The sequence below is a fragment of the Desulfopila aestuarii DSM 18488 genome (genome assembly GCF_900143695.1).
GTDB lineage: Bacteria > Desulfobacterota > Desulfobulbia > Desulfobulbales > Desulfocapsaceae > Desulfopila > Desulfopila aestuarii.
In genome coordinates this window covers 28,731-46,678 of the sequence record NZ_FRFE01000004.1, presented here as the reverse complement: position 1 = coordinate 46,678, position 17,948 = coordinate 28,731, and the positions used below count along the sequence as shown (strand labels likewise).

19 protein-coding genes are annotated in these 17,948 nt (G+C 48.0%); 9 read left to right on the top strand and 10 right to left on the bottom strand.

Features of this window, described 5'->3' with window-relative positions; genetic code table 11:
* Positions 1-42: 42 nt before the first annotated feature.
* The 5 genes from BUF15_RS05285 to BUF15_RS05265 form a co-directional block, all read right to left on the bottom strand.
* Positions 43-312 carry a hypothetical protein gene (locus tag BUF15_RS05285; protein ID WP_073612421.1) on the bottom strand — a complete coding sequence of 90 codons (270 nt, stop codon included), beginning with the start codon at positions 310-312 and terminating at the stop codon, positions 43-45.
* Positions 313-366: 54 nt separating this feature from the next.
* Positions 367-1,398, bottom strand: a complete 1,032-nt coding sequence (locus BUF15_RS05280; protein ID WP_073612420.1) for an NAD(P)/FAD-dependent oxidoreductase — start codon at positions 1,396-1,398, stop codon at positions 367-369.
* 132 nt (positions 1,399-1,530) lie between these two features.
* Positions 1,531-2,286 (bottom strand): succinate dehydrogenase/fumarate reductase iron-sulfur subunit, encoded by a 756-nt coding sequence (locus BUF15_RS05275; RefSeq protein WP_073612419.1) that lies wholly within the window; start codon positions 2,284-2,286, stop codon positions 1,531-1,533.
* Positions 2,287-2,357: 71 nt separating this feature from the next.
* Positions 2,358-4,286, bottom strand: coding sequence for a fumarate reductase/succinate dehydrogenase flavoprotein subunit (locus tag BUF15_RS05270; RefSeq protein ID WP_073612418.1), 1,929 nt, complete (start codon positions 4,284-4,286; stop codon positions 2,358-2,360).
* Between the two features lie 95 nt (positions 4,287-4,381).
* Positions 4,382-5,035: a succinate dehydrogenase cytochrome b subunit gene (locus BUF15_RS05265; protein WP_073612417.1), complete on the bottom strand. Its 654-nt coding sequence runs from the start codon at positions 5,033-5,035 to the stop codon at positions 4,382-4,384.
* Between the two features lie 408 nt (positions 5,036-5,443).
* Between BUF15_RS05265 and BUF15_RS05255 the strand changes: the two genes are divergently transcribed.
* Genes BUF15_RS05255 through BUF15_RS28300 form a run of 3 tightly spaced genes read left to right on the top strand, consistent with a single transcriptional unit; the run spans position 5,444 to position 8,007 of the window.
* On the top strand, positions 5,444-6,103 hold the full coding sequence (locus BUF15_RS05255) for an HAD family hydrolase (protein ID WP_073612415.1): 660 nt from the start codon (positions 5,444-5,446) through the stop codon (positions 6,101-6,103).
* The gene (locus BUF15_RS05250) at positions 6,084-7,697 is read left to right on the top strand and encodes a DUF445 family protein (RefSeq protein WP_073612414.1); all 1,614 of its coding nucleotides are present in this window, start codon (positions 6,084-6,086) and stop codon (positions 7,695-7,697) included. The genes BUF15_RS05255 and BUF15_RS05250 overlap by 20 nt, the downstream gene beginning before the upstream one ends.
* Before the next feature lie 43 nt (positions 7,698-7,740).
* Positions 7,741-8,007 carry a DksA/TraR family C4-type zinc finger protein gene (locus BUF15_RS28300; protein ID WP_073612413.1) on the top strand — a complete coding sequence of 89 codons (267 nt, stop codon included), beginning with the start codon at positions 7,741-7,743 and terminating at the stop codon, positions 8,005-8,007.
* Positions 8,008-8,093: 86 nt separating this feature from the next.
* On the opposite strand, the gene BUF15_RS05240 is transcribed toward BUF15_RS28300, so the two are convergent.
* Genes BUF15_RS05240 through BUF15_RS05220 form a run of 5 tightly spaced genes read right to left on the bottom strand, consistent with a single transcriptional unit; the run spans position 8,094 to position 12,416 of the window.
* Positions 8,094-8,846 (bottom strand): SagB/ThcOx family dehydrogenase, encoded by a 753-nt coding sequence (locus tag BUF15_RS05240; RefSeq protein ID WP_143170640.1) that lies wholly within the window; start codon positions 8,844-8,846, stop codon positions 8,094-8,096.
* Complete coding sequence (gene rlmN, locus BUF15_RS05235; RefSeq protein ID WP_073612412.1) at positions 8,825-9,922, bottom strand: dual-specificity RNA methyltransferase RlmN; 1,098 nt, start codon at positions 9,920-9,922, stop codon at positions 8,825-8,827. Before rlmN ends, BUF15_RS05240 begins: the two co-directional genes overlap by 22 nt.
* Entirely contained in the window at positions 9,919-10,785 is an 867-nt protein-coding gene (locus tag BUF15_RS05230) for a radical SAM protein (protein WP_073612411.1), read from the bottom strand. Before BUF15_RS05230 ends, rlmN begins: the two co-directional genes overlap by 4 nt.
* Positions 10,786-10,803: 18 nt before the next feature.
* Positions 10,804-11,889: a 3-phosphoserine/phosphohydroxythreonine transaminase gene (gene serC / locus BUF15_RS05225; RefSeq protein WP_073612410.1), complete on the bottom strand. Its 1,086-nt coding sequence runs from the start codon at positions 11,887-11,889 to the stop codon at positions 10,804-10,806.
* Positions 11,890-11,942: 53 nt separating this feature from the next.
* Positions 11,943-12,416, bottom strand: coding sequence for a tRNA (cytidine(34)-2'-O)-methyltransferase (locus tag BUF15_RS05220; protein ID WP_073612409.1), 474 nt, complete (start codon positions 12,414-12,416; stop codon positions 11,943-11,945).
* Between the two features lie 9 nt (positions 12,417-12,425).
* Here BUF15_RS05220 and BUF15_RS05215 point away from each other — a divergent pair, with 9 nt between their 5' ends.
* From BUF15_RS05215 to BUF15_RS28295, 6 genes are all read left to right on the top strand, one after another.
* Positions 12,426-12,614 (top strand): hypothetical protein, encoded by a 189-nt coding sequence (locus BUF15_RS05215; RefSeq protein WP_073612408.1) that lies wholly within the window; start codon positions 12,426-12,428, stop codon positions 12,612-12,614.
* Positions 12,615-12,697: 83 nt separating this feature from the next.
* Positions 12,698-13,090 (top strand): ComEA family DNA-binding protein, encoded by a 393-nt coding sequence (locus tag BUF15_RS05210; protein ID WP_073612407.1) that lies wholly within the window; start codon positions 12,698-12,700, stop codon positions 13,088-13,090.
* 3 nt (positions 13,091-13,093) lie between these two features.
* Positions 13,094-14,041, top strand: a complete 948-nt coding sequence (gene miaA, locus BUF15_RS05205; RefSeq protein ID WP_073612406.1) for a tRNA (adenosine(37)-N6)-dimethylallyltransferase MiaA — start codon at positions 13,094-13,096, stop codon at positions 14,039-14,041.
* Between the two features lie 54 nt (positions 14,042-14,095).
* On the top strand, positions 14,096-15,778 hold the full coding sequence (gene recJ, locus BUF15_RS05200; RefSeq protein WP_073612405.1) for a single-stranded-DNA-specific exonuclease RecJ: 1,683 nt from the start codon (positions 14,096-14,098) through the stop codon (positions 15,776-15,778).
* A gap of 489 nt (positions 15,779-16,267) precedes the next feature.
* Positions 16,268-17,713, top strand: coding sequence for an adenylosuccinate lyase (gene purB / locus BUF15_RS05195; RefSeq protein ID WP_073612404.1), 1,446 nt, complete (start codon positions 16,268-16,270; stop codon positions 17,711-17,713).
* 4 nt (positions 17,714-17,717) lie between these two features.
* Positions 17,718-17,936: a DUF4911 domain-containing protein gene (locus BUF15_RS28295; protein WP_084553519.1), complete on the top strand. Its 219-nt coding sequence runs from the start codon at positions 17,718-17,720 to the stop codon at positions 17,934-17,936.
* The last annotated feature ends 12 nt before the right edge of the window (positions 17,937-17,948 follow it).

The following is a 17,948-nucleotide window of genomic DNA, read 5'->3' as shown; positions in this document are numbered from 1 at the left end:
GCAGTGAACCGTTTGAATTGTTAGCGGTGTACCGGAAATAGTTCAGTCTCTCTTGTGACAAAAGAGACAACGATATTTGGGGGGGTGTCCGTCAGGGAGCGGTGCAACGCCGTTTTCATTATGGCAATCAGTGCAGTTTTTTTCTGCTTCTTTCTTGCTTGCTATCTCATGAAATTTAGCGTGAATCTCGTCTTTAGGCAGATGGGCGGTAGTCTCCTCCGGGGCGTTCAGTAAAAAAAGCAGGATTCCGCCAGCTGTCAGAATGAAGGCGCAGTTGAGTAGCAGTATTTTCTTCTTATTTCGCTCTTTCATGATCTCCAGAGGTTGGCGCTTCGACGGTGAACCAGAAATCCTTGGTTGTGAAAATCAATGCGCCATTTCCAGTTTGCGGAAATTTACCAGACCGGTGCGCAGGCCAAAAGTTACAGACTCGGCGATAAGTTCTGAGAACACACCGCTTCTAAAAGCCAGGGTTGCCAGTCGTGAATGCAGTTTCTGCATCCTGATCAGTCGCTTAAAATTTTTCATGTTGTCTGGGAGCTCTGCGATATGTCTTGCTATATACTCGCCGGAAACAATGGCTGGATAGATGCCTTCCCCGGTAAGCCCTGAGGCGAACCCGGCCGCATCACCCGCTAAAAAGATATTGTTAAACTTCCAGCCGCGATAGTCATAGTTGATATATTCGGCGCTTGCCTTGTATCTCGACAGGTCGAAACCTCGTGTCGCTGCCCAGGCGAGAAGGCCACTTTTCAACTGCTGAGCGGACAGCGACCTTCGATCGGCGTATGCCCCTATTGAGGCGGTTTCTGAATGTGGAAAGATCCAACCGTAACCACTGCCAAAATACTTTCTGCTCAGGTGCCACTCCATCTGATGAAGATGGCGGTGAATCTGATAGTTAATTCCGATCCCCATTTTCTCAATATCGAGTCCAAGAAAACGACGAACCAGAGAGCTGGAACCGTCAGCACCCACCAGATAGTCAAAAGTTATCGTACTCTTCGCATGTGACTGTCGATCAAGGCAGACGAGAGAGTTCTGATTGATGGTTTGAATCTGACAAGAGGTTTTGATTTTTGCCCCGGAGTGAAGAGCTCGTCTGGCCATATGCTGGCCAAGTTTTTGCCGGTTGACCGTCGCAACTATCGGCTCCTGTTCTGTGATCTTGGCGTTTTGCAACCGGGTATGGATCTGTTGGCTGAGAAATCGCTTCTCTTCTAGTTGACCAGGAATCCTGTTGATGAGCCCAGACCAGGTAATGCCGCCCGCACAAACCTTCGGCCCGACCACAGGCTTTCGCTCAAGAACAAGGACGTCGAAACGGTTCTCCGCGAGAATTTTGGCACAGGCAAGGCCGGCGGGACCGGCTCCGGCTATGACAACGGTATAATGCATATAAATATGTTTCTAAGAATTACTGCCAAAGTAAAACCTTCCGAAACGACAAGAAAGCTTCATAATAAAAAAGGGCCTGTCGAGCGCTGGATAGCGCGCAGGCCCTAATATACTCAATTCTCTGCCTGCGTGCTATCCTTCAGTAAAGATGGCCTTGGCATATTCCCTGTTCAGCCGGGCGATATTGCGGATTGAGATCGCTTTAGGGCATACCGCCTCACACGCTTTATGATTGGTACAGTTGCCAAAGCCTTCCTTGTCCATAGTTTCCACCATGGCAAGTGCGCGTTTTTTTCGCTCGGAGTCACCTTGGGGCAAGAGCGCCAACTGGCTCACCTTGGCACTGGTAAAGAGCATAGCGGCTCCGTTTGGACAACTGGCAACACAGGCACCGCAGCCAATACATGCCGCTGCGTCCATTGCCAACTCAGCAACCTGAGACGGAATGGGGATCGTGTTCCCGTCGGGAACACCGCCGGTATTGACCGAAACATAGCCGCCTGACTGGATAATCCTGTCAAAGGCCGAACGATCAACAAGCAGGTCTCGTTTTATGGGAAAAGCTCTTGAGCGAAACGGCTCGATTACCAGCTTATCCCCGGTCTTGAAATTCCGCATATGCAGTTGACAAAGGGTTACTTCCTTTTCCGGGCCATGGGCCACGCCATTGACGACTGAACCACATTGCCCACAGATGCCTTCACGACAGTCGTGATCGAAGGCAACCGGTTCTTTGCCCTCTTTCGTCAGCTGTTCATTCAACACATCAAGCATCTCAAGAAAGGACATGTCGGTACTGATACCGTTTAAGGTGTACGTTTCGAAATTGCCAAGAGAATCAGAATTCTTCTGACGCCAGATTTGCAGGGTAAGGTCTATGGTGCTCATATTGTATCTCTACCTGTATTGGGTTCTGGTTGAAGCTTGAAAAACGTGACCGAAGTATTTGTGTCAGCAGCTTATTTATAGCTCCTCTGGCTCGGTGTGACGTTCTCGAAGACCAATTCCTCCTTGTGCATTTGCGGCAACTGGTCGACGCCTTTGTGCTCCCACACAGAGACGTGGCTATAGTTGGCATCGTCACGTTTTGCTTCATTCTCTTCAGTCTGGCTCTCCTCGCGAAGATGGCAGCCGCATGATTCCCCACGCTCCAGGGCGTCCCGAATCATGATGTCGCCGAACTCGAGGAAATCGGCGACGCGGCCAGCACGCTCAAGCGACTGGTTCAATTCAGAGCCGGAACCGGGGATATAGACCTTATCCCAGAATTTTTGGCGAATCTCAGGAAGCTTGTAGAGGGCAGCTTCGAGGCCTTCCTTGTTGCGCGCCATGCCACAATGGTCCCACATGAGTTTGCCGAGCTCCTTGTGAACTTCGTCAACAGTCACAGCCCCGTTTGGACCACGACCACTATTACGCATAATCTTTTGCAGTCGATTATTGACGCTCTCACGTGAGCCCGCAAATTCAACATGATCTTCACAGATTTTTTCAATACTGGTGGTGCCAAAATAGTTGGCGATAGCTGGCGAGATGACAAAATATCCATCAGCGAGACCCTGCATCAAGGCGCTTGCCCCCAGCCGATTTGCGCCATGATCAGAGAAGTTGCACTCTCCAATGGCAAAGAGACCCGGAATGGTGGTCATCAGGTTGTAGTCAACCCATAGTCCACCCATGGTATAATGGACCGCTGGGTAGATCATCATTGGTTCCTGCATTGGATTACTGTCGGTAATCTTTTCATACATCTGGAAAAGATTGCCGTATTTCTTGAAAATTGTCTGCTCACCGTCCCGTTTTATCGCGTCGGCAAAGTCAAGGTAAACGGCGAGACCGGTGGAGCCAACCCCCTTGTTGGCATCGCATTGCTCTTTGGCGTTACGCGAGGCAACGTCGCGCGGTACAAGATTGCCGAAACTCGGATATTTATTTTCCAGATAATAATCGCGTTCCGACTCGGGGATCTGGGCGGGAGGGCGAGTATCTCCAACTTTTTTTGGTACCCAGACCCGGCCGTCGTTTCGCAGGCTTTCACTCATCAATGTGAGTTTTGACTGGTAATCGCCATGAACAGGTATACAGGTGGGGTGGATCTGGACAAAACAGGGGTTGGCAAAGCCAGCACCTTTCTTATGCGCCCGCCATGCTGCCGTCACGTTGGAGGCCATGGCGTTGGTGGAAAGGAAATAGACGTTGCCGTAACCACCGGTAGCAAGAATAACAGCATCCGCTGAATGACTTTCAATCTGTCCGGTAATGATATTTCTGACCGTGATGCCGCGGGCCTTGCCATCGACAACAACCAGGTCCATCATCTCCCTGCGGGTATACATGGTTACTCCGCCACTATGGATCTGCCGGGAAAGGGCGCCATAGGCACCAAGTAGCAATTGCTGTCCGGTCTGGCCGCGCGCGTAGAAAGTACGCGATACCTGTGCACCGCCGAAAGACCGGTTTGCCAGGGTTCCGCCATATTCTCGAGCAAATGGCACTCCCTGGGCAACGCACTGATCGATAATGTTGTTGGCCACCTGGGCCAGACGATAGACGTTAGCCTCTCTGGCACGGAAATCGCCACCCTTGATGGTGTCGTAAAAAAGTCGATGGATCGAATCGCCGTCATTCTGATAATTCTTTGCGGCGTTGATACCGCCCTGGGCGGCAATGGAGTGGGCCCGGCGCGGACTGTCCTGAATACAGAACGTCTTAACCTTGTAGCCTTGTTCAGCAAGGGTTGCCGAGCACGAGGCACCAGCAAGTCCGGTGCCCACCACAATTACAGAGAATTTCCGGCGGTTAGCCGGATTGACAAGCTTGTTGGCGAACTTATGGTTGTCCCATTTATCTGCAAGGGGGCCTGAGGGTATGCGGGAGTTGAGTTCCATGGTAGAAAACCTTGACGTGGCTCTGCGACAGAGGGTAAACATCTGCGGGCAGAAATTTTTGGTAAGTTTGCTTCGCCATCAGAATCGGACCGGACTTAATAATTAGCACCCAGGCCGGTCATGAAATAGAGCGGAATGCCCGCAAATGCGATAAGGAAGAACAGCGGAACAATATAGGTAAGTGTTCCGATAAGACAATTGAACCGCGGGTGGTTTACGCCGAAGGTCTGCAGCATGGACCAGAAACCATGGCTGAGATGAAGGGCCAGAGCTGCAAAGCCTGCCAGGTAAAAAACACCGTAGAAGAATCCACTGAACAGCTCTTTCACATGTTCTGAAACCGGGACATCTTCCGGGCCGAATGTGAATCCTGAGATGTGAACCAAAAGAAAAAGCAGGATAAACAGGCCTGAGTAAGGCATGGTCTTCGCCGCAATGCTGTTTTTTTCCTGGACAATATCGACCTCGACGGCATAGCGGGACTTACTGACTTCCCGGTTTTGCCAGAAAAGGATCAGGCCGATACAGACATGGGCAAGAATAATGACCAAGAGCGAGATGGAAAAGATGAAAACAAGCATTGGCAGGCTATGCAAGGCGTCAGCATAGCCCTGAAATGCTTTACTACTGATGTAGATTGCCCCATTGCCGAAAACATGGGTGCAAAGAAAAAGAACAAGCAGTAAGCCGCTTGTCGCCATGATGTACTTCTTACCGATGGACGATTTGAGAAAGTTGATGAACCACATGCGCGCACCTTTTGGGTAAAGGTTGAAATGGTGAAGCGTGAAAATCTCATTATTTGCTACCGTGTAGCTCGCTTGTTTCCGCATCTGAATGACAGGGGACGTATACAAAGCACACGACAACCAATAACGAGGCCTGCTACCGAACTTTTCAAAAAAATAACGCAATCGGAAAACGTACCGTGTAAAATCAAACGGTTACATCGTGGCATCGTATCCGATGCAGCTATGTGCGAGGCGATCATCTATGGTTTACTCAAAAACCATATTTATATGAATCAAAAAAAAAAGAAAGATATTTTTTTATTTACTAATATGTTCAATGGTTTAAATATGGATAATCTTGTTACTCTCACCACACGCAACCCTGCGCGCTCACTACCGTTTTCCGACAATCCGAGAGGTTGAGCCATGCATAAAAAAACAGTCATTTTTGATCTCGACGGAACCCTGCTCGACACTCTTGAAGATTTGGCCTATGCCGGGAATGCTGTGCTTGCCGAATGCGGCTTTCCTCAGCATCCTGTTGATAAATACAAATATTTTGTTGGCGACGGGATGCGTGTATTGATGGAGAGAATCGCGCCTTCAACCTGCACGCCAGAGAAGATCGATCAATGCTGTACGATTTTCAATCGGATCTATGGTGAATGCTGGCATAGGCGGACAACCCTGTACCCTGGCATCGAAAATATGCTCAAACGATTAAGGGAAAAAGGTGTTCGATTGGCAATTCTTTCCAATAAACCGCACCAGTTCACTACCGTTTGCGTTGATCGTTTTTTTCCAGGACAACGCTTTGATCTGGTGTTTGGCCAGCGAGAAAACGTGAAAAAGAAACCCGATCCTGCCGGCGCGTTTGAGATTGCTGCAAAACTCGACGTTCAACCAGCTGACTGTGTTTACGTCGGAGACACAGCAGTGGATATGCAGACCGGAAAGAGTGCCGGCATGTTTACAATTGGGGTTCTCTGGGGGTTTCGGACCTTTGATGAGCTTCGAGAAAACAATGCAGATCTGATAGTAGACCACCCCATGGAGATTGTAGATCATGTCATTTCCGCCGGTTGATTATATCCCGTATCTTACCTACGCCACACCACCGCTTGTTGGGGCGTTTATTGGCTATCTCACCAACAAGATTGCCATCCGCATGCTGTTTCGACCGTTGAAGCCATGGTATGTCTTTGGTTGTCGCGTTCCTATGACCCCCGGGGTTATTCCTTCGCAACGAGAGCGACTTGCCGACAATATGGGAGAAGTGGTTGGCGATCACTTGCTCACAAGTATCGAGATCGGCAAGGCGCTGCAGGAAGAAAAATTTCAGCAACATTTGCTCAATGTTATCGCGGAGAGGGTAGGGGCCATCCTGCACGCCGACCTGCCGCCGCTGCCGGAGTTGATTCCCGACAAATTTTCCATATATCGTGATCTCGGCATCAAATCCCTGAAACAACAGTTAAGAGATAACATTAATAAATTTATCCTTTCTCCTGCTTTTGCGGAAAAAGTTCAGGATGCAATTGACGGCAGAGTTGAACATCTGCTTGATAGAAAAGTTGAAGAGGTGTTCGGTGTCAACGGGCGTGAGGCAACATACTGCTTTATCGAAACATCTATGAAAAAGATGTTTGCCAGCAACACCATGGCTGACTGGCTGAACGGCTTTATCCGCCAGCAAGTGTACGAAGCGTTACAGCAGGAAAAGAGTCTCGGTCAGCTGCTTCCTAAATCTCTTATGGTTTTTATTGAAGAGTCCATTCGAAAGCAAACGCCGAACCTATTGAAAAAGCTCGCTGCAATCCTGCAAGAACCTGAGGTTCGTGATTCAATTGTTCGGGGTGCTTGCGGTGGGGTGGAAAATTTCATTGTTTCACTGGGACCGATGGCACCCATGGTTCAAAACTTCATCAGCATGGAGGTCGTTGATCAGAAAATTCGCGAATACCTTGATGAAAAGGAAGAGGATATCAGTAATTGGCTTTCCTCTGAAGATCTACAGCTCAAGGTTGGTGCTATTCTCGCCGAAAGGTTTGCCAATTTTGCCTCAACACCACTTGTTGCCATTATTAATGTTGAAGACGTCGAAACGGTCGATGATTTCTGCAGCCACTTCGCCAGGCAGCTCACCCTCATTCTCCAAGGCTCAGAAGTTCAGAGCGCATTGTTAACAATGATCAGGGAAAATATTGAGATTCATCTGGAGAATGGCGAAATCAGGATCGGCACGGCACTTACAGATCTTCTTGGTCCGGAGGGAGTTGATTCAGCACGAAACTGGATCAGAATTGAAAGCGTTAGTCTTTTGCGGGCCCCGGAAACGTTGAAGACAATAGGTAACATGATCGACACTCTCGCTGATACACTGCTTGCCAAACCGGTCGGCAAGCTTTCTAATCTGCTCCCTAGCGATGTCCGTAAAGAGATTTATATTTCCATTCAGAAACTGACCTCGAACATGCTGGCAATAGAGGTCCCAGGACTGGTGGCCTCTCTGGATATAAAGAGCATCGTTGCAGACAAGATTAATTCCCTTGATTTGCTACGGTTAGAGAGGCTGCTGCTCTCTATCATGGAAGAACAATTTAAATATATTAACCTGTTTGGGGCGTTGTTAGGTTTTCTGATCGGCTGCCTGAATTTGATATTTCTACAAATGCATTAGCGTTTAGGGAAAAAACAATTCCCAAAGAGAGGAGGACTGCGGAATGGCGGGCGGATGGAGCCGGGATGGAGCCGTACAGGATCAGATAGACGCGAGTGTTGAAGATGCTGTAAAAAGAGCCAGAAGCCAATTACCGAAAGGCGAAAGCTTGACGAATTGCGAGAACTGTGAAGAGCCAATTCCCGTCGCCCGCCGAAAAGCGATACCTGGTATCAGATTATGCATAAAATGCCAGTCAGAGATGGAAAAACAGCATCAAGCCTTCTCGGGTTACAATCGACGAGGAAGCAAAGATAGTCAGTTGAAATAACATCTCAACTCACATGCTGCACCGCCTTCCTTATTGAGAGGTAGAGGGAGAAGTCGATTAATGTTTTCCAGGAGGGTTCTGCCTATTCAGTCTTCCTTGTTTTCAGGCCTAGCTCCAACTCCAGCGAGGTATATAGCGCTCTCTTCCTTGCCGTCCACCCCGATAAGCTGATTAAGCTCGTCATCGAAAAAAGCAGCTACCGGGCAACCATTACTGCCGGTAGCCTCTGCGGCCAGAAGCACGTTCTGACAGATATGGCCCACATCCGTAAAAACATATCGCAATCCTCGATCACCATATTTACAGGCATTACGACGATAGACCGACGTCCAGATAAAGACTGCAGCGGCCTGGGCAAGAAACTGCTGGTTGAGACAGGCAAGAGCCAGTTCATCGGCATGACTGCCTGGAACGAGCAACTCGAGTTCAAATTCGGCGACATTGAAATGATAGATTCCTGCGGGAAGTTCATCGATTTCCCGGGCAGAGATGTAGGTCTCGATTGGGTATAGCGCACCAGCAGAAGGCGAAGTTCTAAGACGATGATTACCGGCAGAAGCTGTTATACCCTGTCCGGCCCAGAGCATATAAGCAAGAGATTTCAGAGAGAGGGGCTCTGTGCTGAAGCTGCGCCGGGAACGGCGATTTTGCAGCAAGGGGGAAAGGCGAGCTTCTTTGAGTGTCCAGTTTCGTGGCAACACCACTCTCGGCGCAGCAGGATAGTTTTTAAAGGTTGCGACCGGGGAAATCTCCGGTCGCTTGTAATGACGGATACCCTGTCGGGATAACGCTGTCTCCGCCATGAACCGCAACGACTTCAGCTGTTGGAGTTTGGGCACGGGGGCTCCTCTTTGCTCTCCTGCTCTTTACCTGCGAGTTGGCCGCAAGCGGCTGAGATATCAGTTCCTCGACTATTTCTAATGAATACCGAATAATGGGCATTCATTAAGATTTTCTGAAAAGCGAGCAGCCTCTCACGGCCAGGATTCTTAAATGGCAACTCCGGGCATTCGTTGTAGGGAAGCAGATTGATCTTACATGGAATTCCACGGAGTTTTTTTGCAAGGATCCGAGCATCGGCATCGGAATCGTTAACCCCAGCCAGGAGAATGTACTCAAACATGATGCGCTTTCTCTTTGGCATGGGGTAATCCCGACAAGCCTGCAACAGCTCATCAATTGAGTAGCGCTCATTGACCGGCATCAATGCATCGCGAGTTTTGTCATTGACGGCATGAAGCGATATGGCGAGATTAACAGATGTTTTCTCACCGAATTCTCGCATCTTTGGCACAATACCACAGGTTGAGACGGTAATCCTTCTAGTGGTCAGGTCGAGACCTTTCGGTTCGGTTAGAATGGAGAGTGAGGTGAGAACATTTTTCAGATTATTCAAAGGTTCACCCATGCCCATGAAGACGAGATTCGTGACCCGATCGGGGCCAATGCGCGTATCATCCGGCATTGCAAGCAGATAATCGCGCACTGCGCAAACCTGATTGACGATCTCAGAGGGTGTGAGGTTGCGCAGAAAACCCATGGTACCGGTGAGGCAGAACGAGCAGTGCATGGCACAGCCCACCTGGGAGGAGATGCAAAGGGTATTACGATCCGGCTCGGGAATAAGTACAGACTCGATGATATGGCCATCCTCTAGTCGAAAACCAAACTTCACGCAACCATCAGATGATAACTCAACAATTGGATCGGTAAAATTTGAGATATAGGCATGCTCTGAGAGTATCTTGCGAAAATCTTTGGCGAGATCAGTCATCTCGGCGAAATCTGTCACACCAGGCCGATAAAGCCAGGACATTATCTGCTTGCCGCGAAACCCCGGCTGGCCAAGGCTTTGCACATATTTTACCAATTGTTCCTGATCGAAGTTTTTCAGGTCTGTCTTTGTGGCTGTCATAATCGTCGTAAACTCTCTGGCACAAGTTGCCGGGTATCGCTTTGCGCCTGCTCTATTGCTGCAATAATCTTATGTCTGTCGCGAGGCAGGCGGCCAGTAATAGGCAAGTAATTTGAAGCGTGATTGGCATGAAACTGTGCCGCTGTCTCGATGTGTTCAACAAGGGTTTGCAACTCAACCAGAATATCTTCGGGCCCGGGCAGCACGAAATCACCAGCCAGGAATTGCTTTCCAAGGCTGGTATTGGCAAGCGGCATATACGTAAGCGCAGCTATCTGTCGTGGTTGCATCAGGTTGAGAGCTTCTGCACTTTTAACTGCATGCTCGCGAGAACCGCTAAGACCGGCAAGACCAAGAAGAACAGTTATCGACAGGAAAAGGCCGGCTGAATTGACAATTTTGGCGGCTGCAATCATGTTTGCAGTGCTTTCCCCCTTGGTAACATCCTTTAACACATTATCACAACCACTCTCTAAACCAAGATAGACACGATCCAGGCCAAGCGCTTTCAGTTGTTGTAATTGCTCAACGCTTTTGCTGCGAATAGAACGGGCACTGGCATATAACGAAATTCGACGCACCCATGGAAGCTTCTCACGAATCTCCTGGAAAATTGTCAGAAGCCGAGGGTACGGAATAATCAGTGCATCACCATCTGCCAGAAACAGTTTATGCTGCCTCTGGCAATAGCGTGCAGCAAAATCGAGATCAGCTGCGATAGTGCTAAATTCTTTAATCGAAAAGCGTTTTTCTTTGTAGGCACCGCAGAATGTGCATTTGTTATGGGAGCATCCGACCGTCACCTGGAGGATGATAGAGTTCGCCTCGCTGGGCGGTCGGATGATTTGACCTACATAATCCATGAATTGCAGTTGCTATTTTCAGGCAGGGTTCTTCGCCTGAAACTCCTTCATAAACTCAACCAGTTTCACAACACCTTCTCGCGGGAATGCATTGTATATGGACGCACGGCAACCACCGATGGAACGATGGCCCTTGAGCCCGTCGAGTCCGACCGCGGCGGCTTCAGCGATAAATTTCTTTTCAAGATCAGCCGTAGGCAGATTAAAGGAGACATTCATCATCGAGCGGGAACCAGGCTCAGCATGACCACGATAGTAATCGGTAGAATCGATGGCGTTATAGAGCATCTCAGCTTTTTCCCTGTTGATCTTTTCCATTCCATCAACGCCACCCTGAGCCTTCAGCCATTTCAGCACCTGAGCCACAATATATATAGAGAAAGTGGGTGGGGTGTTGAACATCGAACCGTTGTCCGCATGGGTTTTGTACGACAGCATGGTCGGAACGTTTTTTGGGGTCCGCTCCAGCAGATCTTCACGGATAATCACCAGGGTAACACCGGCTGGGCCGAGGTTTTTCTGGGCGCCGGCAAAGATCAGGCCGAATTTGGAGACATCAAGTTTCCTGGAGAGAATATCTGATGACATATCGGCAATAAGCATCTTCTCTGACTTGGGCATTTCCGGAAACTGGGTACCGTAGATCGTATTGTTGGAAACGAAATAAAGATACTCCGAATCATCTGCAACCACGTACTCTCCAGGGGCAGGAACACGATTGAACTTTGCCTCCTCGCTGGAGTAGGCAATTTCGATCTGGCCGAATTGGTTGGCTTCCTTGATAGCTTTCTTGGACCAAACACCAGTGTTAAGGTATGTAGCTTTTTTCCCGTCACCAAGGAGATTCATAGGTATCATGAAAAACTGGCTAGATGCACCGCCCTGCAGAAAAAGTACTTTGTAGTTGGCGGGAATATCCATCAGCTCGCGCAGCAGTTGCTCTGCTTCTTCGATAACCGCCATAAACTGCTTGGAGCGGTGACTGATCTCAATCAGGCCAATTCCAGAATCCTGGAAATTGACAATATCCTTGGCTGCCTGCTGCAGAACTTCGTAGGGAAGGGTAGCCGGACCCGGACTAAAGTTATAGACTCTTTCTGGCATGGGTTGTATCTCCTCTGGTAAGCAATTGTGTTAAAATCGGCACTGCCCCGTATTTATACTGTGTAACTGTTCTGCTTGAGAGCCTCGTACAATACAATACCAGCTGTCATTGCGAGGTTGAGGCTTCTGATATGTGGATTTTTCATGGGAAGCGTATAGCATCTGTCAGAATATAACGTCCGAATCTCCTCCGGCAAGCCTTTTGTTTCTTTACCGAAAATCAGATAATCCCCTGGACGGTAGACGGCATCGGAAAAAGGTCGATCTGTCTTGGTGGTAAAGAAGTAGAGTCGTGTTTCATCCTGTGCCGAGAGAAAGTCGTCGAGGCTGTCCCAGTGGACGATGTGGACATGCTGCCAGTAATCAAGGCCAGCACGTTTTAAGTGTTTGTCATCAGTAGAAAATCCCAAAGGATGTACGAGATGTAAAATGGTGTCGGTTGCCCCGCAAAGCCTGGCGATGGACCCGGTGTTTGGTGGAATTTCCGGCTCAACGAGAACGATATTGAAACTGTCGGAGGAAGTCATTGTTCAGAGATGAAAGAGGTTGTTTCTAAAGAAGTGAGAACGAAGTTTATACCTGCTGAAGATTTAGGGGACAAGGAAAAACTGCATATTCCAATAAAGCTCACACAACTTTGCCAAAAGGACATTGCAAAAGATGATATAGGAGATAACATTGCAAGGCTACTACCACCAACCTTTTCGAGTAAGCATTCTTTTTAAGAAATCCTGCAAATGCTGACAATTAACGCCAACGTTCTGAAAATAGTATGAATACTAAGGGGTTACATGGTAGAGACGACCGCATGCTGGTTGCACTCATTTTTGCCGGGATTATCTTAACTTTCACCGCGATGCGCACTTTTCCACAACATGCTTCGCCCGTTCCGGACCTGATTTCTCAGGATGCTACGCTTTCCCTGGCCATCAAGAGCAATACTTATGAACTTGACAGACCGGACCTTTCAGGTGCGGCAGGCGCTGTCGCCTCGCCATTCTTCTTCGCTCCCGTGCCGGTGAGCAGGGCCGGTAAATCATTATTAATGACTCTGCCTGGTATCGGTGAAGGGTTGGCCGATAAAATTATCACATTTCGAGATCAACATGGGCCGATCACAAGCATTGAGGAATTTGCCATGATTAATGGGATTGGCGCGAAACGAATCAAAGCATTGCAACATTCTCTTTCTTTTGAGTAGTTCATGACTGATGCAGAACCACACATAATAACACCTATTGTTGCCCTTGTTGGGCCTACGGCCATTGGCAAGACAGCGCTTTCCCTGCAGCTTGCACGTGATTTCAACTGCGAAATTGTCAGTGTTGATTCTATGCAGGTCTACCGTCACATGGATATCGGAACAGCCAAGATTCGCCCAGAAGAGATGCAGGGAATTCCCCATCACCTCATAGATATCGTCAATCCGGATGAGGAATATGATGCAGCCCGTTTCGTCAGCGATGCAACGAGGGCAATCCGCATCATTGGCGAGAAGGGTAAATTGCCCCTGTTGACAGGCGGGACAGGCCTTTACCTGAAAGCATTAACGGAAGGTCTTTTCACAGTACTTCCTGAAAATAAAGAAGTAAGAAAAGAGTTGCAGGAAAGAGTCGAAAGTGAAGGAAGCTCGAAGTTACATGAAGAATTGGCGGACTGCGACCCGGAATCAGCAAGCAGGATTCACCCCAACGATTCAATGCGGATTATCAGGGGGCTGGAGATATTCACTTGCAGTGGTATACCGTGGTCAACCCACCTCCGTCGTCAGAAAGAGGAGGAGGGGAGGGGCGCTTTCGATGCTCTTCAAATAGCACTAACCTGCAATCGCGAGCGTCTTTATGAGCGTATCAACCACCGATCACGGCTTATGCTCGAAGAGGGCTTAGAGGCTGAGGTGGAGAACCTATTGAACCTTGGATATGGCCGGGATCTGCACCCGATGAATGCGATTGGCTACAGACACATGTTGCAATATCTTGACAAAGTATGTTCTTACGACGAAATGCTTGAATTGTTGCAACGTGATACCCGGCGCTATGCCAAGCGCCAATACACGTGGTTTAGAGGCATACGGGGGATAGAGTGGTTTGAGGTTGCGGATACCGAATCAATAAACAAGAGAATTGATGACTGGTTAAATATCAATTGAATCTTCCAATATATTCAATTGGTTAAAAACATTATCTAATGTAGTGCATTAACAATGACAACGCAAGTCCCGTCCATTATCAGGAAAATCCTTTCAGTGCTCAATCTTCATGATGATCAGGAAATCGATCATTTCCTATTCCCGCGGCTTGAACGGCTACCCAGCCCCATGTTGATGAAAGGTATGAAGGAGGCTGTTGAGCTGTTCCTGGAGGAAACAGGGCGCGAGAGCGAAATAATTGTCTGGGGCGATTACGATGTTGACGGCACGACGGGAACAGCATTGTTGGTCAACTTTTTTAGAGAGTTAGGCATTGAACCGCACTGGCATATTCCCAACAGATTGACAGATGGTTACGGACTTAACTCGCATACATTTAACGAAATACGCTCAAGACTCTTTCCGGATAAACAGTTTTTACTCATTACTGTGGACTGCGGAATTTCGAATTTCCAGGAGATTTGTGACATTTTAGCGATAGGAGGGAAGGCCATCGTCACCGATCACCATCAATTGCCTATTGGCGAGCTTCCCGGCTGTATAACCCTTAACCCAAACCAGGAAGGCTGCGGGTTCAAGGATCAAAAATTGGCTGGTGTTGGTGTGGCTTTTTATTTTGCCGCCGCAATCCGTTCTGCTCTTGAGAAAGACGGCTATTTCAAAAATGGAACAAAACCGAACATGAAAGATTATCTCGGTTTTGTCGCCCTGGGAACAATTGCCGACCTCGTCGAAATAACAGCGGTTAACAGAATTCTTGTACGAGCCGGCATGGAATCTTTGCCGAATTCCGGAATACCTGGATTGCGAGCACTTGTTGAGAGCGCAGGCTTACAAGGGCAATCAATCGCCACAGAAGATATTAGTTTTCTGCTTGGGCCGCGAATTAATGCCGCAGGTCGACTTGGCAAAGCCGATGTCGCCGTACAGCTTATGACCAGTGACAACAACATCGTCGGAGCAAAATTGTCAAAACAACTCGAGAGTTTCAATGAGCAGAGGAAAAAAATTTGCGAACAAAACCTCGAAACAGCATTAACTGAAATCAGTAAGAGAACTGATAGTAAAAGTTATTCAATAGTCGTTACTGGCAAATTCCACGTTGGAATAATAGGTATCGTTGCATCACGTCTTGTGGAAATGTACGGCAAGCCCGCTATTGTTTTTGCCAGATCAGACAGCGGTAACACAACCACTCTGTTAAAAGGCTCAGGGCGTTCTATCCCTGGCGTAAATCTCCTCGATTGTCTTCATAGCTGCTCGACGACTATTCTTAAATATGGCGGACACGCAATGGCAGCCGGCCTGACGGTCGAAGAGGGCGCTCTTGGCGATTTTCTCTCTGGGTTTGACAGGGCGGTGGAGCTGCAGATACTCAATACTAAGCATTCTCAGTACTTAGATTCTAATGTCATTGAATGCAGCATGGATGAGGTCATGGACAAAAATGCATTGGAATACTTGCAGCGCCTGGAGCCTTTTGGTCCAGAGAACGAGCAGCCTGTTTTCGTTGACTCGTTAGCATCTGTTGTATCTTGCAGAGCTATTGGTGACAGTGGCAGACATCTGCAACTAACATTGCGGGGCAAATATGAAAACTATCGAGGTGTAGCTTTTGGCCTTGGTAAAATGCGAAACGATATCCTGCAAAATCCAGTTAGAAAAATTTCTTTTACGCCCATGATGAACCGATTTAGAGGTGTTGTCGAATGGCAGTTACGGGTTACTGATATCTAAGAGCAGGTTACAAGAGCATTACAATATCTCATCCTCCTTTCTTTCTGTTGAGTAGTCACTCATAAAACATCCCTCTGAGGATTGAATAATCTCAAGGCAGGGCTGCAATAAAACAGAATTCCGCCCTGAGAAAGCGACATGAAATTCTTTCCGGGCCACGATTGCCTTTTGACATGCATTCTGAAATAAAGAGAGGGAATTGTCGCGCATGCAATTGATATTACATTCTTGTATCATTATATACATAATATATATTATGCGACATTGTGTGTGATGTATTATATTTTTGAAGGCGATCCTTCGATCCACACAGCTCCACGCCGGAAATGCGCCTGTTGACTTTATTTTTTCCTCAGAAGTGGTATATTGCGAGATTCTCAACGGTAGCTGGCCTGTTCTGCCTGCTCCTCTACGTTTTATCCTGCATGAACAAAATAATTCAAATGCCTGTTTTTTCGCATTTGTTCCCCTTGAATGTCTGGTGTGTTAATGAATAGAGAAATTTATCAGGAACCGCTTGTAAGCAGATATACAAGCAAGGAGATGCAGCAGCTTTTTTCTGAAAAGACCAAGTTTACCACTTGGCGAAAATGCTGGGTTGCACTGGCCGAAGCCCAATATGAGCTTGGCCTGAGTGACATAGTCACCGCAGAGATGGTTGCTGAACTCAAGGCGAATGTCGAAAATATCGATTATGATGTCGCTGCCCAAAAAGAAAAAGAGATTCGCCATGACGTAATGGCTCATGTCTTTGAGTTCGGCTCCAAGTGTCCCAAAGCTGCCGGAATCATACATCTTGGTGCAACGTCTCAATTTGTTGTCTGTAACACCGATCTTCTCGTTCAGAAACAAGCGATGGAGTTGGTTCGGAGCGCCCTCCTCCAGGTCATTCAGAATCTTGCACGCTTCTGTGATCATTTTAAAGATTTGCCGACGCTTGGTTTTACGCATTACCAACCTGCCCAACCGACCACTGTTGGCAAACGAAACACTCTTTATATCCAGGATTTGCTAACAGATCTTGATTATGTTGAAATGTTTCTTTCCAACATAAAGGCCCGTGGTGCTAAGGGCACGGTTGGTACTCAGGCGACCTTTCTCGAGTTGTTTAAGGGGGATGGTGCAAGAGTTCGACAATTAGATGAACTTGTTGCAAGAAAGCTCGGATTTTCCGGTACTATTCCAGTTACAGGTCAAACGTATAGCCGGAAGCTTGACATGAAACTCGCCGAAGCGTTGGCTGGTATAGGTGCGACTGCTCATAAGTTTGCCGTCGACTTGCGACTACTTTCAAATTTAAAGATGCAGGAAGAGCCTTTCGCTAAAAATCAGACAGGTTCCTCAGCAATGGCGTACAAGAGGAACCCCATGCGCTCGGAGCGTATGACCGGCCTGGCTCGTAAACTCATGGGCCTCCCTCAGGATTTTGCCGCGACCTATGCCAATCAGTGGTTTGAGAGAACCCTGGATGACTCTGCAATCCGAAGAATGGACATTCCGCAGGCATTTTTGCTGACAGATGCAATACTCAAGTTATTTGTCAATATTACTTCGGATATGGTTGTATATCCGAAACAAACTGAGCGTCACTTGCGTGCGGAGCTACCATTTATGTCCACCGAGAAGATTCTCATGGCCGCAGTTGAGCGCGGAGAGAGTCGACAGGAAATGCACGAGGTTGTTAAGGAACATTCAGTCGCTGCCGGCAAAGTGGTGAAGGAGGAAGGTTTGGAGAATGATTTACTCGTTCGTCTGGCAGAAGATAAACGTATTCCCTTTAGTCTCGATGAGCTGCAGGAGATGACCAGTGATTATCAGCAGTTTACTGGCCGTGCCGCTGCCCAGACTGCTGAATTTTTACAGGAAATTGTCTTTCCTATTTTAGAGGCGAACGCTTCCTCAATTGGGAACTTCGACGCCTCACTTTCCGTTTAATCATATGATTCGACACGAGGAACTCTTCTTGCGAATTTCTCCGGATAAATTTCATTTTTTGAAATTTATCCTGGAGGGATATGATAATATGGCGATATTGTCCAGTTTCGATATGGCGCGAGGTTTAGTGCGCCTTCGCTATCTTTCTTCTTCGCGGTGCGATCTCCTTCTCTTGCTTGCTTCTATTGCTGGAAAATTGAGCAGTAGCAATCAGCACGCTTAATGCGTCACCCCT